General features: G+C 63.8%; 19 protein-coding genes. 10 read left to right on the forward strand and 9 right to left on the reverse strand.

Translation table 11 applies throughout. From position 1 onward, the window contains the following. The first annotated feature begins 11 nt into the window (after nucleotides 1–11). Entirely contained in the window at nucleotides 12–773 is a 762-nt protein-coding gene (locus O3301_RS19235) for a GNAT family N-acetyltransferase (protein ID WP_099664512.1), read from the forward strand. Here the strand turns inward: O3301_RS19235 and O3301_RS19240 are convergent. The 3 genes from O3301_RS19240 to O3301_RS19250 all read right to left on the reverse strand — a co-directional run bounded on the left by O3301_RS19240 (nucleotide 706) and on the right by O3301_RS19250 (nucleotide 7,591). Then, on the reverse strand, nucleotides 706–6,168 hold the full coding sequence (locus tag O3301_RS19240) for a CHAT domain-containing protein (RefSeq protein ID WP_305057187.1): 5,463 nt from the start codon (nucleotides 6,166–6,168) through the stop codon (nucleotides 706–708). The genes O3301_RS19235 and O3301_RS19240 overlap by 68 nt on opposite strands. A gap of 261 nt (nucleotides 6,169–6,429) precedes the next feature. Beyond that, entirely contained in the window at nucleotides 6,430–6,717 is a 288-nt protein-coding gene (locus O3301_RS19245; RefSeq protein WP_034786045.1) for a hypothetical protein, read from the reverse strand. A gap of 181 nt (nucleotides 6,718–6,898) precedes the next feature. Then, complete coding sequence (locus tag O3301_RS19250; protein ID WP_034757401.1) at nucleotides 6,899–7,591, reverse strand: ABC transporter ATP-binding protein; 693 nt, start codon at nucleotides 7,589–7,591, stop codon at nucleotides 6,899–6,901. 322 nt (nucleotides 7,592–7,913) lie between these two features. Here O3301_RS19250 and egtD point away from each other — a divergent pair, with 322 nt between their 5' ends. Both egtD and egtB read left to right on the forward strand, forming a co-directional pair. Next, on the forward strand, nucleotides 7,914–8,906 hold the full coding sequence (egtD, locus tag O3301_RS19255) for an L-histidine N(alpha)-methyltransferase (RefSeq protein WP_305057188.1): 993 nt from the start codon (nucleotides 7,914–7,916) through the stop codon (nucleotides 8,904–8,906). A 9-nt stretch (nucleotides 8,907–8,915) separates the two neighbouring features. Continuing rightward, a complete protein-coding gene (gene egtB / locus O3301_RS19260) occupies nucleotides 8,916–10,157 on the forward strand; it encodes an ergothioneine biosynthesis protein EgtB (RefSeq protein ID WP_305057189.1) in 1,242 nt (413 codons plus the stop codon). 5 nt (nucleotides 10,158–10,162) lie between these two features. Here egtB and O3301_RS19265 read toward each other — a convergent pair whose 3' ends face one another. The 5 genes from O3301_RS19265 to O3301_RS19285 all read right to left on the reverse strand — a co-directional run bounded on the left by O3301_RS19265 (nucleotide 10,163) and on the right by O3301_RS19285 (nucleotide 15,500). After that, a complete protein-coding gene (locus tag O3301_RS19265) occupies nucleotides 10,163–11,764 on the reverse strand; it encodes a methyl-accepting chemotaxis protein (protein ID WP_305057190.1) in 1,602 nt (533 codons plus the stop codon). A gap of 167 nt (nucleotides 11,765–11,931) precedes the next feature. After that, nucleotides 11,932–13,638 carry a 2-isopropylmalate synthase gene (leuA, locus tag O3301_RS19270; RefSeq protein WP_099664506.1) on the reverse strand — a complete coding sequence of 569 codons (1,707 nt, stop codon included), beginning with the start codon at nucleotides 13,636–13,638 and terminating at the stop codon, nucleotides 11,932–11,934. Nucleotides 13,639–13,990: 352 nt separating this feature from the next. Then, nucleotides 13,991–14,260, reverse strand: coding sequence for a barstar family protein (locus O3301_RS19275; protein WP_251351220.1), 270 nt, complete (start codon nucleotides 14,258–14,260; stop codon nucleotides 13,991–13,993). Nucleotides 14,261–14,274: 14 nt separating this feature from the next. Further along, nucleotides 14,275–14,937 (reverse strand): hypothetical protein, encoded by a 663-nt coding sequence (locus O3301_RS19280; RefSeq protein WP_305057191.1) that lies wholly within the window; start codon nucleotides 14,935–14,937, stop codon nucleotides 14,275–14,277. Between the two features lie 119 nt (nucleotides 14,938–15,056). Then, nucleotides 15,057–15,500 (reverse strand): hypothetical protein, encoded by a 444-nt coding sequence (locus O3301_RS19285; RefSeq protein WP_305057192.1) that lies wholly within the window; start codon nucleotides 15,498–15,500, stop codon nucleotides 15,057–15,059. A gap of 238 nt (nucleotides 15,501–15,738) precedes the next feature. Here O3301_RS19285 and O3301_RS19290 point away from each other — a divergent pair, with 238 nt between their 5' ends. The 6 genes from O3301_RS19290 (at nucleotide 15,739) to O3301_RS19315 (ending at nucleotide 22,891) form a co-directional block, all read left to right on the forward strand. Then, nucleotides 15,739–16,650, forward strand: a complete 912-nt coding sequence (locus O3301_RS19290; protein ID WP_289911558.1) for a patatin-like phospholipase family protein — start codon at nucleotides 15,739–15,741, stop codon at nucleotides 16,648–16,650. Between the two features lie 59 nt (nucleotides 16,651–16,709). After that, on the forward strand, nucleotides 16,710–17,117 hold the full coding sequence (locus O3301_RS19295) for a heme-binding protein (protein ID WP_034786036.1): 408 nt from the start codon (nucleotides 16,710–16,712) through the stop codon (nucleotides 17,115–17,117). 295 nt (nucleotides 17,118–17,412) lie between these two features. After that, the gene (gene carA, locus O3301_RS19300; protein ID WP_099664495.1) at nucleotides 17,413–18,591 is read left to right on the forward strand and encodes a glutamine-hydrolyzing carbamoyl-phosphate synthase small subunit; all 1,179 of its coding nucleotides are present in this window, start codon (nucleotides 17,413–17,415) and stop codon (nucleotides 18,589–18,591) included. Next, nucleotides 18,584–21,814, forward strand: coding sequence for a carbamoyl-phosphate synthase large subunit (carB, locus tag O3301_RS19305; protein ID WP_099664494.1), 3,231 nt, complete (start codon nucleotides 18,584–18,586; stop codon nucleotides 21,812–21,814). The genes carA and carB overlap by 8 nt, the downstream gene beginning before the upstream one ends. 163 nt (nucleotides 21,815–21,977) lie before the next feature. Then, nucleotides 21,978–22,454: a transcription elongation factor GreA gene (gene greA, locus O3301_RS19310; RefSeq protein ID WP_034757428.1), complete on the forward strand. Its 477-nt coding sequence runs from the start codon at nucleotides 21,978–21,980 to the stop codon at nucleotides 22,452–22,454. Beyond that, nucleotides 22,454–22,891 (forward strand): DUF4149 domain-containing protein, encoded by a 438-nt coding sequence (locus O3301_RS19315; protein WP_305057193.1) that lies wholly within the window; start codon nucleotides 22,454–22,456, stop codon nucleotides 22,889–22,891. Before greA ends, O3301_RS19315 begins: the two co-directional genes overlap by 1 nt. 98 nt (nucleotides 22,892–22,989) lie before the next feature. Here the strand turns inward: O3301_RS19315 and O3301_RS19320 are convergent, their stop codons facing one another. Beyond that, a complete protein-coding gene (locus O3301_RS19320) occupies nucleotides 22,990–23,460 on the reverse strand; it encodes a YhbY family RNA-binding protein (RefSeq protein WP_010397237.1) in 471 nt (156 codons plus the stop codon). A 42-nt stretch (nucleotides 23,461–23,502) separates the two neighbouring features. Here O3301_RS19320 and O3301_RS19325 point away from each other — a divergent pair, with 42 nt between their 5' ends. Then, complete coding sequence (locus O3301_RS19325) at nucleotides 23,503–24,186, forward strand: RlmE family RNA methyltransferase (RefSeq protein WP_058050784.1); 684 nt, start codon at nucleotides 23,503–23,505, stop codon at nucleotides 24,184–24,186. Nucleotides 24,187–24,387 lie beyond the last annotated feature (201 nt).

The following is a 24,387-nucleotide window of genomic DNA, read 5'->3' on the forward strand; positions in this document are numbered from 1 at the left end:
GGGATGAAACCATGCAGAACATAGTCGCATCAAACGAAGCCAAGGCCCGGCCGGTCCAACTGGTGCTGAGCCAGGCCACGACCGCTGCAGAGTTGCGCGAAGTCCAGCGTTTGCGTTACAAGGTGTTTATCGAGACCATGGGTTTGACGTCGCTGGCCAACGCCGATGGTCTCGACAGCGACGAATTCGACGCGCACTGCGATCATTTGATCGTGCGCGACGCCGATACCCTGAAAGTGGTGGGCACCTACCGCGTGCTGAGCGCGGCAAAGGCAGCCAAGATCGGCCGCCTGTATTCGGAAAACGAGTTCGACCTGAGCCGCCTGAAGAACCTGCGCGGACGCATGGTCGAAGCGGGCCGCGCCTGCATTCACCCGAAATACCGGGGCGGCAGCGTGATCATGCTGCTGTGGTCCGGCCTGGCCGAGTACATGCGCCGCGAGCGCTGCGACTACCTGGTCGGCTGCGCCAGCATCAGCCTGGCCGATGGCGGCCATAACGCCGTCGCCGTGTACCAGGCGCTGGCCGAAAAGCACATGGCCCCAAGCGAATACCGCGTCACGCCGCACCTGCCTTTCCCCATCCACCAGGTGGAAGCGGCGCACAAGCCGCAGGTGCCGCCGCTGATCAAGGGCTATCTGCGTTCGGGCGCCTGGATTTGCGGCGAACCGGCCTGGGACCCTGATTTCGAAAGCGCCGACATGTTCATGATGATGCCGCTGGCGAATTTGGACGAGCGCTATGCGCGCCATTATGGCGTGGTGCCTGGCTAAGAGCGGGAAGTGAGGACTGCAGCTGGCTGGCCAGCGCCTGCACGGCGCTGCGCAAGCCGGTTTCCGCGCCGTCGGGCGGCAGCAGTTCGAGCAGGAAGCGCAGCGGCGCCGTGATCGCCTCGGGTTCGCCGATGCTGCCGTGGCGCCGCACGGCGTCGTGGTACAGGGCCAGGAAGGCGGTGCGCGCGGAGGCGTCGAAAGGCTGGCCGTCCGGCGCCTGCCACAGGGCCGCCAGCAGGGCGGCGCGCACGGGGGCGCCGGCGTCGATGGCGCGGTGTTCATCCGCGTGGCGCTGGCGCGCATAGGCGATGGCGTCGTGCAGCAGGTCGCCCAGCTGCGGATCGAGCGCGCGCCAGGCGCCGCTGTCGCCATGGGCTTTCAACAGCAGGGCGCCCGCCAGCACCTGGAAAATCAGGTCGCAGTCGGCCACGCCGCTGCGCCGCCGCGCTTCTTCCAGCGCGGCCAGGCAGGCGTCCGTCATGGCGCGCAGGGCGGGCGCGCCGGAGCTTCCTGCGCGGCAGGCCAGGCGCGCCTGCAAGGCCCAGTAGCGGCCCAGCAGGGCCAGGCGCTGCGCCGTGGGCGCCAGCGCCACCAGCAGGTCGATATGCTGTTTTCCATCCTGCAGCAACTGCCGTCCCTGTGGCATATCCGGCACGGCCGGCACCTCGATGCCGGCGCCCGCATCGAGGCCGCACAGGGCCGCGCCCTGGCGTATTTCCAGTTCCGCCCAGTGCGCCAGCGCGCGCAAGCCCACCTTGCCGTCGGCCGCGCTGTGCGCCGCCCGGTAGTGTTCGATGGCGCGCAGGGTGTTCTCCAGGCCGCCGAGGCCGGCCCGCGTGGCGGCCATGTTTTCGCGGATGTCGGCGCAGCCGAAGAAGCGGGCGCGCACGGCTTCCTCGATGCTGCCCAGCTTTTCCTCGATGGCCGCGCGGCGCGCCGCATCGGTGCCCGCCAGGCGCGCGTGCAGGGTTTCCAGGTCGGCCAGCAGGTGGCCGTGGTAGTGGTAGTCGGGCGCTTGCCAGGGCCGGCTCTGCGTGTTCGGGAAGCGGTAGCGGTCGTCGCCATACGCCTGGTAGGCGCCCCAGGTGTTCGACGCCGGGAACTGCAGGTACGCCGCCTCGCGCGCCAGGCGCACGGCGTCGCCGAAATATTCGCCGCTCAGCATGGCGTGATAAAAGCTGTGCGCGAAGATGCTGGCCGCCTGGTCGTCGATGCGCCAGCCGGCCGCGATCACCGCCTGCGAGCCCATTTCGATGAAGGCCGTGGCCAGGCTGGCGGCCAGTTTCGACCACGGTGCGATGGCGTCCGGGCGCATGTCGCCCAGGTGGCAGCAATTGATGAAGACGAATTGCGGCACGCGCTTCAATTTGCCCACCTGCGCCGCCGTCAGCCGCGTCTTCGGCCCCAGCACCAGGCCCGTATGGGCGATGCCGGGGCCCGCCACTTCGCCATGGCCGGCCAGGTGGATGGCGAAATAGCGCTCGTCGAACAGGTGCACCAGCACGCGCTGCGCCTGCGGGCGCAGCAGCTCGCGCACCTGGTAGCCGTACGCGCCGAACATGCGCGCCACGTCCTGCGCCTCGGCCTGCGCGGCGGGCAGCTCGGGCAGGCCGGAATCGGTGTCGCCGATCACCAGCACGCTGTTGCTGGGCGGGCTGACGGCCGATGGCTGCTCGCGCAGGCTGGCCAGCTGGCGCACCATGCCGATGCGCGTCGACAGCGGGCTTTCCTCGCTGCCCGCCTCGTCGCGCATCAGCTCCCACGGATAGATGGCGGCGCTCTGGTCGACGGCCAGGATTAGGCCGCGCATCTCGGGGATGGCCGCCTTCAGGCCATTGGGCAGCATCAGTTCATACAGCGCGCGCGACAGGCCCGGCTGGTCGGTGGTGTTGTCGGTGGCGTCCATGATCAGGCCATCGACGGCTTGCCGCTGGTTCGGCTCCTCGTCGACGCTGTTGTGGGCGCGGTCCGTCAGCACGGTGAAGCGCAGGGCGCCGGAGAGGTCGGCGGCGACGATCTGCACGCGGCGCCAGCCATTGTCTCCGCTCAGGCTGGGCAGGATGCGCCGGTAGCCGCCGGGGCTGTGGCGGATGCGCTGCTCGAACGTGAAGCTGCCCTGGTAGCGCGCCTCGGCCATGATCTGCTCGATGGCCATGGCTGCGGCGATGGCGCGCGCCTCCGACTGTTCGTAGATGGCGATGTGGCCGATGCGGCAAGCCATGCCCGCGTCTTCCAGGCGCCGGTTGGCACTGCGCGCGCCGTCGAGCAGGGCCCGCGCGCACAGGGCGATACTCAAGCCGCCATAGCCGGAGCCGGACAGCAGGCTGGCCACGCGCAGGCCGTGCTCTCCCATCGGCGGCGCGGCCGCATGGCCGGCGGCGCGCACCTGCAGGCAGACGCACGCGTATTCGAGCAAGCCGCCGGCAAAGGCGCGCGCCAGTTCGCCCGGCGTCAGCTCACCCAGCGCGCCCAGTCCGATGACGATGGCGCCGCCGGGCCGGCGCGCCGCATCGGGCTGCAGCACCACCAGGGCGGAGTCGGGGCGCTGCGGAAAGCGTCCCAGCGCGTGGATTTCCTGCAGCTTGCCCGCCAGCAGCCGGTCGAGAAAACTCATGCTGCCGCGCAGCGATTCGGCGGCGTAGCAGCCGCTCATGACGGGCGCGTCGGCCGAGGCCATGCTGCCGTGGATGATGGATAGGCTCAGCTGCGGCGCGCGGCTCTCCGGCGCGATGGCGGGACCGGCGGCGCCGAGGGCGGCGTCGAGCAATTCCTGCGGCTGCGGGTACAGCGGCGTGGCGTCGGGGGCGTACGGATGGAAGCGGGGCGGGGCGCCGCCAGGCGCGTGCGGCGGGTGCCGCGGCAGGGCTGCGGCCTGGCCGCTGTCGAGCAGTTGCGCGATGGCCGGGTAGTATTCCTTTTGCAGCAGCAGGTCGCCATGCGCCACCGGCAGGTAGCAGGCCGCCACGCCGTCCGGTACCGCGCCTTGCCAGGCCGTGCGGCCATCGCCGTCCGGCGACCAGGCTGTCTCGATGCCGCCGTCGCGCAGGCGTAGCGCCACCGGCGTATCGGCGCAGCCGGCCAGGTAGCTGCAGTGGCGGGCGTCGGGCGGGGCCGCTTCCAGCAGGGCCACGGTGGCGCGCGCCGCGGCCAGCGCCTGGGCCTCGGGCGCCTGCCAGCCGCCGGGCAGGCCCGCCTGCGCGTCGCCGGAGGCCAGCTGCGCCCAGGCGCCGGCGTCGAAATAATCGATGCCGCCCGGCTGCGGCCACGGTAACATGTCCAGCACGCCGGGAAAGGCGCGCACGAAGCCGAGAAACTGGCGCCGCGTGTGCTTCCAGCCTATCCAGCACGCCAGCATCTGCACCAGCCGGTCGCGCCCCAGCAGCACTTGCACCATCGCCTGTGTGCCGCGGTTGGCCGTGCCCACCTGCAGCAGGCGGCTGCCGGGCAGGGCGCCGAAGCGCTGCCAGCGGTCTTTCAGGGCCAGGCGCGCCACCAGCCCGCCCATGCCGTGGGCAACGATGCGCAGCGGCTGGCCGCGCTGTTCGGCGTCGCGCATGGCCTCGTCGAGCACGGGCAGGAAGGCGTTGCCGGAGTGCTGCAGCGACAAGCGCCAGTCATAGGCAAAGGGCCGCACTTCCTGGCTTTGCGCGAGAAAGCGGGCAAACGGTTCATAGCAGGATTCGACCCAGCCGGCGCTGACGATGTGCGGCTGGCCCACGGCCAGGCGTTCGATGCGCCCTTCGACCAGGTTGACGGGGTCGAACCAGATGCGGTTGCTGCCCACTTGCAGGTGGCTGCCCATGATGTCGGGCAGCAGCAGCACGATGGGCGCGTGCGCGCGCCGTTTCGGCACTTCGCCGCCGCGCGCCAGCGGGCCGTGCTCGATGCCGGGCAGCGGCAGGTAGGCTGTCTCGTCGCCGGTGAGCGCCTGCACGGCGGCCAGGCCGGACGGCACGCGCTCGAAATAGTTGAGGTGGTGCGCCTGCGGCCCGCGCAGTAGCAGTTGTCGCACGGGCGTGCTGCGCGTGGCGCCGCCGGCCATCGAGGCGCAATTGACCACCAGGTCGTTCTGTCCGCCATACAGCTGGTCGTCGAGGCAGTCGCCCAGCCAGCCCAGCAGGCTATCGCCGCTGCACGCGCCGGCCAGCACATGCAGCGGGCTGGCCACGCGCACGTCGGGCGCATTGAGCAGCGCCACCAGCGGCGAGTCGGGCATCATCGCTTCCAGGCCCGGCAGGATGCGCGCGTCGCAGCGCTGCTGCACCACGGCCAGCAGGAAGGCCATGGCGCCATCGGGCAGGCCGCCGTGGAGCAGCAGGTTGAACATCGCGCTGGCCCAGCGGTCGAGGCGGCCCGACATCAAGGTGGTGCCGCGCGCCGGGCAAGCCACGCGCACGAAGCGGGCGATGCGGATGGCGCGCGTCTTCAGCTCCATGCTCAAGTCGCGCAGGCGCGCCGCATCCCCGTCGTAGCCGCCGCGTCCGCCCAGCCGCGCTTGCGCCGTGAAGTGGTCGATATCGTGGCTGTTGAACGCTTCGCCGCCCACCGTGTTTTCGCTCAGCCGCTCCAGGCCGTCGCCCGCCAGGTCGACGGCGCCGCGGCTGTCGATGCGCTGCGCCCGCGCCAGCAATTCGCCCACCAGGCCGCCGCGCGAATGGCTCAGCAAGTGCAGCACGGCGCCGTGCGGCAACTGGCGCACGAGGGCCAGCGCGTTCTCGATGGGGCTGTCGCTGAGGCTGCGGTGCTCATAGCCATAGATGCGGTTGCCGTACTGCGCCGCCAGTTGCGGCGCCAGGCCGTTGCGCCACAGGCCGGCAAAGCTGCGCTGGGTCGACGAAGCCGTGCCGTGCAACAGCAGCAGCAGCGGTTCCGGTCCGGCGGGCAGGCTGGCGACGGCCGTCATGCTGCCCGCCTCGATGCCGCAGCGGTACAGGCCCAGGCGTTGTTCCAGCTGTCGGTCCTGGAAGGCGCCCGCCGCCGCCAGCGCCGTCATGGCGGCGCCGCCGCAGCGGTACACGCGCACGGCGCGCAGCATCCAGGCGCCCAGGCCGTCGCGGCTGGCGCCGGGCGGCGGGCGCGCCGCCTGCGGGCGCAAGGCCAGTCCCACTTCGATGCTGGCGGGCGCGCCGTCGCGCGCCAGCGTGGCCGGCCCCAGGTAGCGTGGCAGATCCAGGCTGCCGGCGAGCAGCGAACTGCCGTCGCACAGCAGCAGTTGCACGACGTCGTCCGGGCCGATATCGAGGGCGATGCGGCAACTGCCGATGCCGCGCGCGCCGGACAGCACATGGGTCTGGCTATGCCAGCCGGGCGCGGCGGGGCAGTCGCCGGCGCTGGCGAGGGGATCGCGCGTGAGCGTCAGGCGCAGCACGGGCGGCGCAAGGGGATCGCTGGACATGCGGTTGGGATCGCTGGTTAAAAGCTGACCTTGATGCCTGCGCGGACCATGCGTGTTGTGTCAGATCAAGTTTGAGTGGAAATGCAGGGGAGAAGCTGGGAGGGCGCTGGAAGGCAGAGAAACGGTCAGCATGGTTTGGGCTGGGTCTCTTCGCTATCGTGTCCGGATGCGGTGCGGTGAACGAACTACGCGAATTGTATGGCAAAAGTTCATGGCGCCGGGAACCTGGGTGCCTGGCATGGCATTACAACAGCGGGTAACTCAATGGACTGGCGTGGCGGACAGTTCCTTCAGTTCGCGGATGGTGATGTCCGATTTTTCATGCATGCGCAATAAAATCGTTGCACCGACCGACAGTTTGCCGTGACGAATCTTGCTGATGATGGGAGGCTGCACTTCCAGTACACGGCACAGTTCCGCATCATTTTTCAGGTTCATCTTCTCGATCAGGGTGTCGAGCAGCTTGTTGGGCACAAAACTCGATGGTTCGAGCGCACGCGCCCGGTTCATCGCTTCAATCATTTCCAGCTTCTTTTGCCGAACGTTCATTTACTCCTCCTTCAGGTTATGCAAGGGACGAGACCACTTTGGGTGGTCCCGGCTATAGTTCGTCATCGCAGTACGGCTGTCTGGGTGACGTAGTACAACATTCGCGTTAAAACATTGATAACCAGGCAAGTGTTTTCAATAATACTACGATAACAAAACTTGTGACAGATGGTCAGTTAAATTAACTGATTGTTTGATCAATTTGGTTGACGATTGTTGTATTTTGTAGTCCGCTTTTGGTCAATATCATGGTTCTGTCCGCCATTTCGGCGGCGGCCAGCGAATGCGTGACCATGATCGCGCAACTGCCGTTGGCCTTGATTTCGGCGCGCAGCAATTGCAGGATGCTGTGTGCCGTGTCCGGGTCGAGGTTGCCGGTAGGCTCGTCGGCCAGCACCAGCGCCGGCTTGTGCACGAGCGCGCGGGCAATGGCCACGCGCTGCATTTCACCGCCGGACAATTGCTGCGGAAAGTCGCCGCCGCGTCCGCCCAGGCCGACCGCCTCGAGCATGCTGGCGGCACGCTCCTGGGGCAGTCCGTTGAGCAGCAGCGGCAGGGCCACGTTTTGCAGCAGGGTCAGGTGCGGCAAGACGTGGAAAGCCTGGAAAATAAAGCCCATGCGGGCGCGACGCAGCCGGGTGGCGGCGGCGTCATCGAGGCTGGACATGGCAATGCCGTCCACCAGGATAGGGTGCGCTTCGGCACCCGCGTCGGGCGTATCGAGGCCGGCGATCAGGTTCAGCAAGGTCGACTTGCCCACGCCCGAGTCGCCCATGATGGCGATGAATTCCCCTGCCTTGAAACGGCAGGAAATGTTGGCCAGCACGGGACGGGCATTGGCATAGGACTTCGACAGATGGCGCAATTCGAGCATGGTGTTAACGGCTATCGTAAAGGGAGGCACGCGGGGGAGAGGGGGGCCTGGGAACTGCAAAGGGGCGCGGATTGTTTGGCCGGCAATGTGTAGTATACGACAGGCTTATGCTTTTTGCTTGGCAATACCACTTTTGCGTGCACGCCGCCGATATGGACCCTAAGTTACCTGCCGCACGGCTGGCTTGCGCGGATTCCGTTATGATGGAAAAAAGTCATCGGCAAGGCGCCCGCCAAGCACTACGGCAGGGGCGGCGCGCCCGGTGGCCGACCGTGCAAGCCTTTCGTGAAACTAGTGAACCTAACATTGACGACGCCAGCCCATGACCATGCCACTTGCGCAACAGCAGTCCGATTTCCGCTCCGCCGGCCACGCTGCGGCGGCCAGCGCCACTCCTGCCACGATAGCCGAGATCAGCAGCGGCCTGCTGGCGCGCCAGGCCTGGACCTCGCCCAAGTACCTGTACGACGCGCTCGGTTCGAAACTGTTCGAAGCCATCTGCGCCTTGCCCGAGTACTATCCGACGCGCACGGAAGCGGCCATCTTCGCCCGCCACGGCGCCGAGATAGCGCATGCCGTGGGGCCGGGCAGCACCATGATCGACCTGGGCGCGGGCAATTGCGCCAAGGCCGCCAGCCTGTTCCCGCTGCTGCACCCGGCCCAGTACGTGGCCGTGGATATTTCCTACGATTTCCTCAGTGAATCGCTGAGCCGGCTGCAGCAGCGCTTTCCGCACATCGAGATGACGGGCCTGGGCCTGGATTTTTCCAGCCGCCTGGACTTGCCCGACAGCGTGCGCGAGGCGCGGCGCCTGTTCTTCTATCCCGGCTCGTCGATCGGCAATTTTGCCCCAGAGCAAGCGACCGCCTTCCTGCGCCGCCTGCGCGCGAATGCGGATGGCGATGGCGGCCTGCTGATCGGCGTCGACCTGATCAAGGACGACGCCATCCTCGACGCCGCCTATGACGACGCGCTGGGCGTCACGGCCGCCTTCAACCTGAACATGCTGCGCCACGTGAACGGGCTGATCGGCGCCGATTTCGACGTGCGCGCGTGGCAGCACCACGGCTTTTTCAATGCCGACGAGCGCCGCGTCGAAATGCACCTGGAAGCGCGCAGCGAACAAGTTGTCCATTGGAAAGGTGGCCAGCGGCGCTTCGCGAAAGGCGAGCGCATCCATACGGAAGACAGCTACAAATACACGCGCGCCACCTTCGTCGGCTTGCTGGAGCAGGCAGGATTTTCCACCGTGCAAGTCTGGACGGACCCGCAGCAGTGGTTTGCCGTCATTTACGCACGCGTGATTCGCGACTAAAAGGCGACGATGCTGATCGATCATTACCATCAAGTGCGCCAGCATTCTCTGCGGCTGGCCGAACCCCTGTCCGACGAGGATTGCGGCGCGCAATCGATGCCGGACGCCAGTCCCGTGAAGTGGCACCTCGCGCATACCACCTGGTTTTTCGAAACGTTTATCCTGGAAAGCATGGAAGCGGCGTTCGCGCCTTTCCACCCGGCCTTCCGCGTGCTGTTCAATTCGTATTACAACGGCGTGGGCGAGAAGCACCCGCGCGCCCAGCGGGGCTTGCTGACGCGCCCCGGCATGGATGTCGTGCGCGCCTACCGGGCCAATGTCGATGCGCGCATCGCGCGCCTGCTGGCGGGCGAACTGGCGCGCGACGAGCGCGAACGGCTGACCATGCTGCTGGCGCTGGGGCTCGAGCACGAGCAGCAGCACCAGGAGTTGCTGTTGACGGATGTCAAGCATCTGCTGGCGCAGAGCGCCCTGTTTCCCGCCTACCTGGAGCGCGGGGACAGCGGGCTTGCGCCAGCGCAAGAACACGCGCAGCCCACGGCCTGGCTCGCCTTCGACGGCGGCCTGGCGCAGATCGGGCATGCGGGCGACGGCTTTTGCTTCGACAATGAATTGCCGCGCCATCCGCAATACGTGGCGCCCTTCGAACTGGCCAGCGCGCTGGTGACGAATGGCGACTATCTCGCCTTCATCGAGGCGGGCGGCTACCGCACGGCGCACCTGTGGCTGGCCGAAGGCTGGGACTGGGTGCGCAGCGGGCAGTTGCAATGCCCGCTGTACTGGCAGCGCGATGACGCCGGCCGCTGGCAGGAATTCACCTTGTTCGGCTTGCGGCCGCTCGATCTCCAGGCGCCGGCCACGCACCTGTCCCTGTTCGAGGCGGACGCCTATGCGCACTGGGCCGGCGCGCGCCTGCCGACGGAAGCGGAGTGGGAGGTGGCGGCGCAAGGCGTCGCCGTGGAAACGGGCCAGCTGCACCCGGCCGCCGGTGCGCCGGGCGCAGGCTTGCGGCAAATGTTCGGCCACTGCTGGCAGTGGACCAGCAGCAGCTACGCGCCGTATCCGGGCTACCGCACGGCGCCCGGGGCGCTCGGCGAATACAACGGCAAGTTCATGCTGAATCAATATGTGTTGCGCGGTTCGTCGTGCGCCACGCCGGCCGGGCATGCGCGCGCCAGCTACCGCAATTTCTTCCCGGCCGGTGCGCGCTGGCAATTTTCCGGCATCCGCCTGGCGCGCCAGGTGGAATAAGCGGCTTAGTGCAGGCGCGGAACGGACGGGGCAGGGCGGCTTGGCGCCTGGCCTCCAGGGCTCTGTTCCAGCTTGAACTGGCTGACGAGGGTTTCCAGGTCGCCCGCCTGTTCATGCATGGCAGCCGCAGCCGCGGCCGCTTCCTCGACCAGGGCCGCGTTTTGCTGCGTCGTCTGATCCATCTGCATGATGGCCGCATTGATTTGCTCGATGCCTTCGCTTTGCTCGTGGTTGGCGACGCTGATTTCACCGACGATGGCGCTGACCCGGCCCACGCTGGCCACCACTTCATCCATTGTCGCGCCGGCCTGGCTGACCAGCTGCGCGCCCTGGTCGACCCGGCTGACGGAGTCGGCAATGAGTTCCTTGATTTCCTTGGCGGCCGCCGCCGAGCGCTGCGCCAGGTTGCGCACTTCGGAAGCCACGACGGCGAAGCCCCGTCCCTGTTCGCCGGCCCGTGCCGCCTCGACGGCCGCGTTCAGGGCCAGGATGTTTGTCTGGAAGGCGATGCCGTCGATGACGGCGATGATGTCGACGATCTTGCGCGACGAGGCATTGATGGCGTCCATGGTGCCGATCACTTCCGCCATGGCCGAGCCGCCGCGCTGCGCGATGGCCGATGCCGAGCGGGCCAGGCTGTCGGCCTGGCGCGCATTGTCGCTATTGCTGCGCACGGTACCCGTCATCTCGATCATCGAGGAGGCCGTCTCTTCCAGCGCGCTCGCCTGCGCTTCCGTGCGGGCCGACAGGTCGGCATTGCCGCTGGCAATCTGGCTCGACGCCACGGCGATCGTGCCCGTACCGCCGCGCACCTGGCCCACCAGGGTGGCCAGGTTGGTGTTCATGTCGCGCAGCGCCTGCAGCAGCTGGCCCGCTTCATCCTTGCCGTCGGCCACGATTTTACTGCTCAGGTCGCCTCCGGCCACGGCTTGCGCCACGCGCAAGGCATACGCAATCGGCGTGGTGATCGAGCGCGTGACCCACCAGGCAAAGAGCACGCCCAGCAGCAGGGCGGCCGTGCCCAGGCTGGCCATCAGCACATTGGCGGCGGAAATATTCTGCTTGATTTGCTGGCCGCCATGCACGACCACGCCGCGCTGGATTTCATTCAGGTGGTTGACCGTCTTTTGCAGTTGGTTCAGGGCGGGCAGGGTGTCGTCGCGCACGTGCACGGCCGCTTCCGCGCGCTGTCCCGCCACCAGCAGCTTGTCGGCCTGGCTGAACGACACGACATAGGCCTTGCGCTGCTGCTTCAGGGTGGCCAGCAGTTCCTTGCCTTCAGGCAGCACGATCAGGCGGTCGAGCACGACCAGCGCATCGGTGATGGTGGCCTTGTTGGCGTCGATTTCGCCGTGGATGGCGTTGGCGCGGGCCGGATCTTCATGGATGAACAGTTCCAGCACCAGTGCCGCGTTCGAACGCGTGGTACTGCGGATGGTGGCGATGGCGTCGGCCTTGGCCCAGTCTTTCTCGATGATGGCTTCGCTGAGCGCACCGATCTTGTCCAGGCGCAGCAGGCCCGTGCCCACCAGCACTGCCATCAGCAGCAGCACCATGCCAAAACCGGCACCCAGGCGCACGCCTATCTTCATATCCGTTAATTTCATACTGATTCCCTCGGTAGCTAATGATCTGTCTCCGGTGGTCTTGTTATGAAACAATTATACGGCGGGTGATACCTGATTTGCACTACTAATTGCCCTATAGAAATGAAAAAGCGGCACGGCGATCAAGCCGTACCGCTTTTTCTCCCTCTGGAGCGTGCCGAAATTGCTTAGGCGGCGCTGGCGGCCACGTCGGCCGCTGTTGTTTTTTCGGCTTCCGTTTGCCCGATGCGGCGGTTCACGGCGGACAGCACGGCCTTGAACGAGGCGGTGACGATATTGCTGTCGATGGCGGCGCCGAACAGGGTCGGGCCGTTGTCGAGGCGCAATTCCACGTAGCAAGCCGCTTGCGCATTGGCGCCGGAGCCGATCGAATGCTCATGGTAATCCATCAGCTTGATGTCCAGGCCCAGCGCATTGACGAAGGCATCGATGGGACCGTTGCCGCCGCCTTGCAGGGCCAGCGGCGTCTGGCGGTGCGACAGGCTGATGTCGATCTGCACGGATTCGTCGCTGCTCGTGTCTTCCACCATGCGGTGCGAAGCGTAGGCGTACGGCGCCGTCTGCTCCAGGTATTCGCGCTGGAAGATGTCGTGGATATCCTGCGCGGCGATTTCGCGGCCCGTGGCGTCGGCCACGGCTTGCACGGCGCGCGAGAATTCGATCTGCAGGCGGCGCGGCAAGACCAGACCGTATTCCTGTTCCAGCAAGTACGCCATGCCGCCCTTGCCGGACTGGCTGTTGACGCGGATCACGGCGTCGTAGCTGCGGCCCAGGTCGGCCGGGTCGATCGGCAGGTACGGCACTTCCCAGATGGCGCCGGCTTCTTGCTTGGCGAAACCTTTCTTGATCGCATCCTGGTGCGAACCGGAGAAGGCCGTGAACACGAGGTCGCCCGCATACGGGTGGCGCGGGTGGACAGGCAACTGGTTGCACTCTTCCACGCACTTGCGCACGGTATCGATGTCGGAGAAATCCAGGCCCGGGTGCACGCCTTGCGTGTACAGATTCATCGCCAGGGTGACCAGGTCGACGTTGCCGGTGCGCTCGCCATTGCCGAACAAACAGCCTTCCACGCGGTCGGCGCCCGCCATCACGGCCAGTTCGGCCGACGCGACGGCCGTGCCGCGGTCATTATGCGGGTGCACGCTGATGATGATGGAATCGCGGCGCGCCAGCTTGCGCGACATCCATTCGATCTGGTCCGCATACACGTTGGGCGTGCTGCATTCCACGGTCGATGGCAGGTTGATGATCATCTTGTTGGCCGGCGTCGGCTTCCAGATGGCGCTGACGGCGTCGCAGATATGCTTGGAGAAATCGAGTTCCGTGGTGGAAAACGATTCCGGCGTGTATTCAAAACCCCATTCCGTTTCCGGATGCTGCGCCACCAATTGCTTCACGAGGGTGGTGCCGGTGGTGGCGATATTCGTGATTTCTTCGCGCGACATGCCGAACACGACCTTGCGGAACACGGGCGCCACGGAGTTGTACAGGTGGACGATGGCGCGCTTGGCGCCGACGACGGATTCCACCGTGCGGCGGATCAGCTCTTCGCGCGACTGGGTCAGCACGATGATGGTGACGTCGTCCGGGATGCGGCCTTCATCGACGAGCTTGCGGACGAAATCGAAATCCGTCTGCGATGCCGATGGGAAACCCACTTCGATTTCCTTCAGGCCGATGGCGATCAGCATGTCGAAGAACCGCAGCTTCTTTTCCGCGCTCATCGGCTCGATCAGCGACTGGTTGCCGTCGCGCAAGTCGGTGCTCATCCAGATAGGCGGTTTGCTGATGATCTGGTTCGGCCATTGACGGTCGGTCAATTTGACGGGAGGAAAGGCGCGGTATTTGGAAGCTGGGTTTTGCAACATCATGATCGGGTACTCCTGAAGATAGGGGGAAATCAATGGTTGTGGCGCAAGCTTGCCGGGCGGCCACGCAACACTAGGCCAGGCAAGCGATCGGTAGCGATAGCAGTGCAGCGACGATGCCAGCGGGGGCGGTCGCAGTGGGGATTACGTGTACGAATGGGGATGGTGCAAACATCATCAAACCTTCCAGGGTTTTTGAAACACGCCGGCGTGTGGCCAGGCGAAGCAATGCGGCAAACTTATGCGCGTGCTAGTAGTAGTCGCGATAGCGACAGCAGGGAAGGGGAGGAATGTTTGAAGGAGGACATGCACTTAATGTACGGGAAATCAGGCGGGGCTGTCAAGCGTTTCCGTTCTACACGTAATGCACGTGCGCCGCCCCGTCCGGCGCATCTTGCGCCATGCGCGCCAGGATGCGCTGCAGGATGGCCGCTTCGTCGGGCAGGCGCGCGGCGAAGGCTGGCCAGCCGCGCAGCTCCAGTTGTTGCGGCATGTCCACCAGGCCCGTGATGGCATCGTGGAAAGCATCCCAGTTCATGCCATAGAAGGAAGGAAAACCCAGCGCGGCGGCCAGCGCCGCGTGCAGCTGGCGCGGCGAGTTGATATCGCTCAAGTCGATTGACACAAGGGTTGGTCTCTTCACACTATTCCCTTGAGCAAGTTCTGCAGGTTGGCACGCATGCCGGCGACCACCGTTTCGTGCCGTTCCAGGATAGCGGGCGCATCCTGGAATGGCGCCGGGTCCAGATACAGGCGCGGCAAGTCGGCCACGGCCACGCCGCGCGGGCCGCCGCGCAGGATGTCGTCCGCATGCTGCTGGATCGAGTTGACGGCCGCCTGGATGCGCGGCGTCGCCGACGCGGCCAGGCAGGCGGCCAGCGCGGCGTCGAGGTCGGCGCGCGCGGGCGCCTGCGGCAGCACGGGGGCGGCGATCTGTTCCAGCGGCGACATGTTGACGGCCGGCTTGCGGTAGGCGAGCAAGGTGTCGAGCGCCATCAGCCGGTGCGGGCCGCCGCGCTGCAGCCAGTCCAGGATGCGTGGCCACGGCGTGCCCAGCAGCGCCGCCGCCACGCCCCATTGTCCCGCCACGGGCGAGCCCACATTGGCGTCGATCCAGGCGAGGGCGGCCGGATTGCCCGTGTAGGCCAGCAAGGTGGCGTTCGACGAGCGCAGCGCGGGCGCCTGCGTGGCGAGGATGGTGGTCAGCCAGGCGAGGGCGCCGTCGGGCTGCTGCTGCGATAGCTGTTGCGCAAACGGGTCGCTCAGGGCGCGGCTGTCGGAAAATTGATATGCGTCGGACATGTTCTGTGATTCGGCGAGTGAGAAGAGTTTATAGGTTGACTGCCTGCCAGGCCAGGGGCAGGGTTGAGCAAGCAGGGTTGAGCAATACACCGGACGCTGCGACGCCGGAGGGTTGGCTGCTACTGCGCCGATTTTTGGCAGCGTGCGGAAAAGTGCATGGTGGCGCTGTTTTCAAACGGGGAATTGATCTCGCCCTTTACCTCCTTCAATTTGCCGCTAAAGCGCATGGTCAGCGGGCCGCTGGCCGGTCCCGCGTCATACGTGCACGCCAGGTTGTAGCCGCTTTGCCGGCAGTCGTAGAAGTTGCTCGCCTTGCCGCGCTCGTCAACCATGAGGGTGCCTTGCGCCCCGTGCTGGTCGGGGGCGTCAAAGCTGAGTGCTATCGTGTGCTCCCCCGGATCCATGGGCATCTGCAAGTTCCCCGTACAGGTAAAGCCCGCCATTTTCTCCGCGATGTTATTGGCACCCTGTGTCGCCGCGACGGCGTTGGCGCCGGCCGCACCCAGCAGGGCGGCAGCGAGCAGGCATGGATGGGCGATGAGGCGTAACAGGTCTGTTTTCATAAGCCGATCAATATAGGTTGGCTTGCGGCGCCAGGCTGGTGCGCGCAATAAATTATATTAAAAACAACATTAATGATGCGGTAAGCCAGGCGCCAGTCTAGCAGCCGCAGTGGCGCGCACGATTCGGAATCTTGTTATTTATTAACATTTAAGGCGGCCTTCAGTGCGGGCGGCCCCGCTTGCGCTACAATCGGCTCTCCTTTGTTGCCACTGCCGCGCGCGGTTCTCATTCTCCACCATGTTCCCTAAACGCCTGACCCTGCTTGCCCTGGCCGCCTTTGCGCTGGCCGGCTGCGAAACCACCGCCCCGAAACCTATCCAGGTATTGACGCCACCCGAGCCCATCGTCGTCACGCCGCGCAAGATCAAGATCGGCCTGGCCCTGGGCGGCGGCGCGGCGCGCGGTTTCGCGCACATCGGCGTGATCAAGGCGCTCGAATCGCAGGGCATCAACGCGGACATCGTCACGGGCACCAGCGCCGGCAGCGTGGTGGGCGCCATGTATGCGGCGGGCAATTCCGGCTTTGCCCTGCAAAAGATGGCGTTCGACATGGACGAGGCAGCCATTTCCGACTGGGCCTTGCCCTTGTTCGGCAAGTCGTCCGGCGTGCTGAAAGGCGAAGCGCTGCAAAGCTATGTCAACAAGGCCGTGGGCGGCGTGCCGCTGGAAAAACTGAAAATTCCGTTTGGCGTGGTGGCGACCGACCTCAAAAATGGCCAGCCGATCCTGTTCCAGCGCGGCAACACCGGCATGGCCGTGCGCGCCTCGTCGGCCGTGCCCGGCGTGTTCCAGCCCGTGACGATCGCGGGCCACACCTATGTCGATGGCGGCCTCGTCGCTCCCGTGCCCGTGCGCTTTGCGCGCGACATGGGCGCCGATTTCATCATCGCCGTGAATATTTCGTCGCAAACGGATACGCAAAAGGCCATCAGCTCGATGGAAGTGCTGATGCAGACCTTCGCCATCATGGGCCAGCGCATCAACCAGTTCGAGCTCAAGGATGCGGACGTGGTGATCCAGCCCAGCCTGGGCACCATGAAGGGCAACGATTTCAACAGCCGCAACCAGGCGATCCTGGCGGGCGAGCAGGCGACCTTTGCCGTGATGGCGCAGCTCAAGCAAAAGCTGAAAGCCAAGCGCGAGCAGTAGGGGATAGCGCTGCTGCGCATTTCGTATACAATTTTGATTCAACATAACAAGGATGCACCATGCAATCGAAACCGATTTTGACCCTGGACGACGTAAAGAAAATCGCTGCCGCCGCCGAAGCGGAAGCGGTCAAGAATAACTGGGCGGTCACGATCGCCATCGTCGACGACGGCGGCCACCTGCTGTGGCTGCAGCGCATGGATGGCGTGGCGCCGATCTCGTCGCACATCGCCCCATCGAAAGCCAAGACGGCCGCGCTGGGCCGCCGCGAATCGCGCATCTATGAAGAGATGATCAACGGCGGTCGCGTCTCGTTCCTGAGCGCGCCGGAAATCGACGGCTTGCTGGAAGGCGGCGTGCCCATCGTGTTCGACGGCCACTACGTGGGCGCCGTCGGCGTCTCGGGCGTCAAGTCGGCGGAAGATGCGCAAATCGCGAAAGCGGGCATTGCCGCCCTGACGGCCTAAGTAGTAGCCGCAGTTGCAGAACCAGCCGCCCCGCGCAAGCCGGGCGGCTTTTTTCATGGGGCGGGGGATTTATGCTGCTGCGCAAAAAAATGCCGCCGATTCCGAGTTTTCTTCCTTGTGGAAAAGCTTCCTTTTGGTTATAATTCAAAGGTTTAGCCAATCACACATATACCGTAGCGACTACCCATCCCCTCATTCAAAATGACCGTTGAAACACCCTGAGTGCATCTGGCTCGGGTATCTAGGCGGTCGGTCTGACGTGGCGCAGCTACGGTAACTTTATCAGGAGTTGCCCTTGCCGCCATTTTTTTCTGGCCCTGCCGTTCCAGCCATATTAGCGCTTGCTGATGGAACGATCTTTAAAGGTTTTTCGATCGGTGCCGCCGGTCATACCACGGGCGAGGTTGTTTTCAACACCTCGATGACCGGGTATCAGGAAATCCTTACCGACCCAAGCTATTGCCGCCAGATGGTCACCCTGACCTATCCGCATATCGGCAATACGGGCGTCAATCCGGAAGACGTCGAATCTTCCAAGGTTCACGCCGCTGGCCTCATCATCCGCGATCTGCCGTTGCTGGCATCCAGCTTCCGTTCCACCCTCTCCCTGTCCGATTACCTGAAAGCTGAAAATATCGTCGCCATCGCCGGCATCGATACTCGCAAGCTCACGCGCATCCTGCGTGAAAAAGGTGCGCAGGGCGGCGCCATCCTCGTCGGTACGCAAGGCAACGAGCCATCCGCCGCGCAAGCGCTGGAACTGGCCCGTTCCTTCCCCGGCCTGGCCGGCATGGACCTGGCCAAGGTCGTGTCCAGCAAGGACGCCTACGAGTACCGCGAAACGGAATGGACCTTGGGCGAAGGCTATGGCCAGCTGGCCGACGCGGATGCGAAATACCACGTGGTCGCCTTCGACTACGGCGTCAAGCGCAATATCCTGCGCATGCTGACGGCGCGCGGCTGCAAAGTCACCGTGCTGCCCGCGCAAGCGACGGCTGCCGACGCCCTGGCGCTCAATCCGGACGGCATCTTCCTGTCGAACGGCCCCGGCGACCCGGAGCCGTGCGACTACGCGATTGCGGCGACCAAGGAATTGATTGAGAAGGGCATCCCGACCTTCGGCATCTGCCTCGGCCACCAGATCATGGCTTTGGCTTCCGGCGCGAAAACCCTGAAGATGAAGTTCGGCCACCACGGCGCCAACCACCCGGTGCAAGACCTGGAAACGAAACAGGTCTTGATTACCTCGCAAAACCACGGTTTCGCAGTCGACGCGGCAACCTTGCCCGCGAACTGCCGCGTGACCCATGAATCGCTGTTCGACGGTTCCCTGCAGGGCTTTGCCCGCACGGACAAGCCGGCCTTCTGCTTCCAGGGCCACCCTGAAGCGTCGCCGGGCCCGATGGATGTTGCTTACCTGTTTGACCGCTTCATCAACTTGATGGCTGCGGAGGAGAAAAAGAAAAATGCCTAAACGTTTAGATATTAAAAGTATTCTGATTATTGGCGCTGGCCCGATCGTGATCGGCCAGGCCTGCGAATTCGATTATTCCGGCGCGCAAGCGTGCAAGGCCCTGCGCGAAGAGGGCTACAAAGTCATCCTGGTCAACAGCAATCCTGCGACCATCATGACGGATCCGGAAATGGCCGACGTGACCTATATCGAACCGATCACCTGGTCGGTCGTTGAACGCATCATCGCCAAGGAGCGTCCTGACGCCATCCTGCCGACGATGGGCGGCCAGACGGCGCTGAATTGCGCGCTGGACCTGTTCAACAATGGCGTGCTGGCGAAATACAACGTCGAGCTGATCGGCGCGTCGCCGGAAGCCATCGACAAGGCGGAAGACCGTTCCAAGTTCAAGGACGCGATGACCAAGATCGGCCTCGGTTCGGCCCGTTCCGGCGTGGCGCACTCGATGGAAGAATCGTGGGCCGTGCAGCGCACCCTGGGCTTCCCGACCATCATCCGTCCATCGTTCACCATGGGCGGCTCCGGCGGCGGCATCGCCTACAACGAAGAAGAATTCGAAACCATCTGCAAGCGCGGCCTGGAAGCTTCGCCGACGAAAGAGTTGCTGATCGAAGAATCGTTGCTGGGCTGGAAAGAGTACGAGATGGAAGTGGTGCGCGACAAGGCGGACAACTGCATCATCATTTGCTCGATCGAAAACCTCGACCCGATGGGCGTGCACACGGGCGACTCCATCACGGTTGCGCCAGCGCAAACCCTGACGGACAAGGAATACCAGATCATGCGCAATGCCTCGCTGGCAGTGCTGCGCGAGATCGGCGTCGACACGGGTGGCTCGAACGTGCAATTTTCGATCAACCCCGTCGATGGCCGCATGATCGTCATCGAGATGAACCCGCGCGTATCGCGTTCGTCGGCCCTGGCATCGAAAGCGACGGGTTTCCCTATCGCCAAGATCGCCGCCAAGCTGGCTGTCGGTTTCACCCTGGACGAGCTGCGCAATGAAATCACGGGCGGCGCCACGCCGGCATCGTTCGAACCGTCGATCGATTACGTCGTCACCAAGATTCCCCGTTTCACGTTCGAGAAATTCCCGACCGCCGACCACCACCTGACGACGCAGATGAAATCCGTCGGCGAAGTGATGGCCATCGGCCGTACCTTCCAGGAGTCGTTCCAGAAAGCCTTGCGCGGCCTGGAAGTGGGCGTGGACGGCATGAATGAAAAGACCAAGGACCGCGAAAAGATCGAAGAAGAACTGGGCGAGCCTGGTCCTGAGCGTATCTGGTACGTGGGCGATGCGTTTGCCCAGGGTTTCACTTTGGAAGAAGTGCACAACCTGACGAAGATCGACCCATGGTTCTTGATCCAGATCAAGGAAATCGTCGACCTGGAACTGTGGCTGGACACGCAGAAGCTGGAAAACCTGGACAAGAACACCCTGTACAAGTTGAAACAGAAGGGCTTCTCGGATCGCCGCCTGGGCTTCCTGCTGCAGACGACCGACACGGCCGTGCGCCAGCAGCGCCATGCGCTGAATATCCGTCCTGTTTACAAGCGCGTCGACACGTGCGCGGCCGAATTCTCGACCGACACGGCGTACATGTACTCCACGTACGACGAAGAGTGCGAATCGAATCCGACCGACAAGAAAAAGATCATGGTGCTGGGCGGTGGCCCGAACCGTATCGGCCAGGGTATCGAGTTTGACTATTGCTGCGTCCACGCGGCCCTCGCCATGCGCGAAGACGGCTACGAAACCATCATGGTCAATTGCAACCCAGAAACGGTTTCGACCGACTACGATACCTCGGACCGCCTGTACTTCGAATCGCTGACGCTGGAAGACGTGCTGGAAATCGTCGCCATCGAAAAACCGGTGGGCGTGATCGTGCAGTACGGCGGCCAGACGCCTTTGAAGCTGGCGCTGGACCTGGAAGCGAATGGCGTGCCGATCATCGGCACCTCGCCCGACATGATCGACGCGGCCGAAGACCGCGAGCGTTTCCAGCAAATGCTGCACAAGCTGGAACTGCGCCAGCCGCCTAACCGCACCGCGCGCACGGAAGCCGACGCTTTGGCGCTGGCGCAGGAAATCGGTTATCCGCTGGTCGTGCGTCCATCGTACGTGCTGGGCGGCCGCGCCATGGAAATCGTCCACGAGCAGCGCGACCTCGAGCGCTACATGCGCGAAGCCGTGAAGGTTTCGCACGATTCGCCGGTGCTGCTGGACCGCTTCCTGAACGACGCCATCGAGTGCGACGTCGATTGCATTTCCGACGGCGAAACGACGTTCATCGGCGGCGTGATGGAACACATCGAACAGGCTGGCGTCCACTCGGGCGACTCGGCTTGCTCCTTGCCGCCATACTCGTTGGCACCGGAAACCATTGAAGAACTGAAACGCCAGACGGCGCTGATGGCCAAGGGCTTGAATGTGGTTGGCCTGATGAACGTGCAGTTCGCGATCCAGAAGCAAGAGATCGATGGCCAACTGAAAGACGTCGTCTTCGTGCTGGAAGTCAATCCACGCGCTTCGCGCACCGTGCCTTTCGTCTCGAAAGCCACCGGCTTGCAACTGGCGAAGATCGCCGCGCGCTGCATGGTCGGCCAGTCGCTGGCGTCGCAAGGCATCACGCAGGAAGTCGTGCCGCCATACTTCAGCGTCAAGGAAGCCGTGTTCCCGTTCGTCAAGTTCCCTGGCGTGGACACCATCCTGGGCCCTGAAATGAAATCGACGGGTGAAGTCATGGGCGTGGGCCTGACGTTCGGCGAAGCGTTTGTGAAATCGCAACTGGGCGCCGGCGTGAACCTGCCAAAATCGGGCAAGGTCTTCATCAGCGTGAAAGCGTCGGACAAGCCGCGCGCCGTGCAAGTGGCGCGTGATCTGGTCGAGTCCGGCTTCACCGTGGTCGCCACCAAGGGTACCGCCGCCGTGATCGCTGCTGCCGGCATCGCCGTCACGCCAGTGAACAAGGTGATCGAAGGCCGTCCGCACGTGGTCGACATGATCAAGAACCATGAAATCGTCCTGGTGATCAACACCGTGGAAGAAAAACGCAGCGCCATCGTCGATTCGCGGGCCATCCGCACGTCGGCCCTGGCGTCGCGCGTGACGACCTACACCACCATCGCCGGCGCGGAAGCGGCCGTCGAAGGCATCCGCCACCTGGATGAGCTGCGTGTGTACGATTTGCAAGGTCTGCACAAGACCTTGAACTAAGTGCGTTTGCAGTGGCCGCCGTTAGGCGGTACACTGCATGCTTATCAACCACAGAGTTCCGTGCAGAGCAGCGCGCGGCCTCTGTGGTTTTCACTTGGTAAGTCCGTTAACCGTGGCAAAACACGGACAGCGGCGCCGATAACTAGCAGATAGTAGAGATAACATGACCTCAGTCCCATTGACCAAATACGGCGCAGAACTCTTGAAGGAAGAGCTGCATCATTTGAAGACCAAGGAACGCCGCATCGTCATCGATGCGATCGCCGAAGCGCGTTCGCACGGAGATTTGTCGGAAAACGCCGAGTACGATGCCGCCAAGGAACGCCAGGCCTTCGTCGAAGGCCGCATCGCCGAGCTCGAAGGCAAGCTGGGCGCAGCGCAAATCATCGACCCGACCGCGCTCGACGCGGAAGGCCGCGTGGTGTTTGCCTCGACCGTGAACCTGGAAGACCTGGAATCGGGCCAGAAAGTCACGTACCAGATCGTCGGCCTCGATGAAGCCGACTTGAAAATGAACAAGGTTTCCGTGACGTCCCCGATCGCCCGCGCACTGATCGGCAAGTACGCCGGCGACGTGGTGGAAGTGCAGGCGCCGTCCGGCCCGCGCGAATACGAAATCCTGGAAGTGCTGTACATCTGATGCTGACGCGCGTGCGCCTCCTCGTTGCCACCCTGTGGGCCGGCAGCCTGTGGACCATCGGCTTCATCGTGGCGCCCACCCTGTTCGGCACCCTCAGTGACCGCGTGCTGGCGGGCAATATCGCCGGCAGCATGTTCCGCGCCGAGGCCTGGCTGTCCATCGCCTGTGCGCTGGTGCTGCTGGCCCTGTTGCAATGGGGCGCGCTGGAGCTGAAGCGCCGCCGTTTGCTGGCCGCATTGGTACTGTCGATGCTGGTGTGCGCGCTGCTCAGCCATTTCGGCATTTCGCCCCTGATGGCCGAACTCAAGGCGCAAGCGCCGTCGGGCATCATGGACGAGGCCATGCGCAGCCGCTTCGGCATGCTGCATGGCGTGTCGACCCTGATCTTTGCCGTGCAGAGCCTGCTGGCGGGCGTGCTGATCTGGAAACAGCAGTAGTCTTGAATCAGCAGCAATAAAAAAGCGGAGCAGGGAATATCCCGTGCTCCGCTTCTTGTTTCAAGCCCGGCCGCCTTGCGGTGGCCGGGTGAACAGGCTTACTTGCTGCCCAGTGCGCTTTTCTTGGCGCTTTTCTGACGCGGCTTGGCACGCTTGATGGAACCGCCTTCGGTAACGCGCTCATTGCCCTTGATCATGACTTTCGTCACGCTGGGGCGCTTGGTGCCGCTGGCGCTGGCCTTGACGATGGTCACTTCGCGCATGCCTTTGCCGGCGCTGACCTTCTCCTTAACCACTTCTTTTTTCGGACGGTAGATTACCAGCAGTTTGCCAATATGTTGTACCGGGGCGGCGCCGAGATTGCCGCAAATCGTATCGTACATTCCGACGCGGGCTTCGCGGTCGTCGCCGAACACGCGGACTTTAATCAGACCGTGCGAATCCAGGCCAAGGTCGATCTCTTTGAGGACAGCAGGTGTCAAGCCCGCTTCGCCAATAATGACGATAGGCTTCAGCGCGTGTGCTTCGGCGCGCAGTGCGCTGCGCTCTACGGGTGTAAGTTTTAGCATAATAATATTTAGTAATTCCCTTAAAAGCAGTATTCTACGCGAATGGCAAAGAAGAAATTAAACAAAAACTGGTTGCACGACCACATAAATGATCCATATGTGAAGTTGGCGCAAAAAGAGGGCTACCGCGCCCGGGCAGCATACAAGCTGAAAGAAATCGATGAAGACGAGAAACTGATCAAACCTGGCCAGGTGATCGTCGACCTGGGTTGCACTCCTGGCAGCTGGGCCCAGTACACGCGGCGCAAGCTGGCTGGCAAGGACGGCGGCGGGGTCAATGGTACCCTGATTGGCCTGGACATGCTGGAAATGGAGCCGATTGCCGATTTCCACTTCATCCAGGGCGACTTCCGCGAAGCGCGCGTGCTGCGCCAGCTGGAAGTGGTGTTGCAGGGCCGTAAGGTTGACCTGGTCCTGTCGGACATGGCGCCCAACCTGTCGGGCATCGCCACGGCGGATGCCGCGCGCATGGAACACTTGATCGACCTGGCCATCGAATTCTCGCAATTGCACCTGAAGCCGTCTGGCGTGCTGCTGGTGAAATGCTTCAAGGACATGGGTTTCAGCCAGATCGTGGAGAAATTCCGCGCCGAATTCAAGGTCGTCGTGCAGAAAAAGCCCAAGGCCAGCCGCGATAAATCGTCGGAAATCTTCCTGATGGGCCGTGGAATCAAGAATCCGCTGAAAAATGCCGTGGAAGAAGATGATTCCACCCTTGATATTTAAGAGGGAATCCGCACATGGGAACGAGAAGTGCAGTAGCGTCTGATGGCATAAAAGCCTAAATTGTTTATACTGCATTTTTTTGCGTGAACGCGATTTTTTCGCGCGCACGGATCGGCGGGCTTTGGCACGGCCCGCTTATTGCGAGTAAAATCGTGTTTCTAGCTATAGGTAAAGAGATGCGCACTGCATCCAAGGAGTCTT

The sequence above is a fragment of the Janthinobacterium sp. SUN211 genome, from assembly GCF_030587315.1.
GTDB lineage: Bacteria > Pseudomonadota > Gammaproteobacteria > Burkholderiales > Burkholderiaceae_D > Janthinobacterium > Janthinobacterium kumbetense.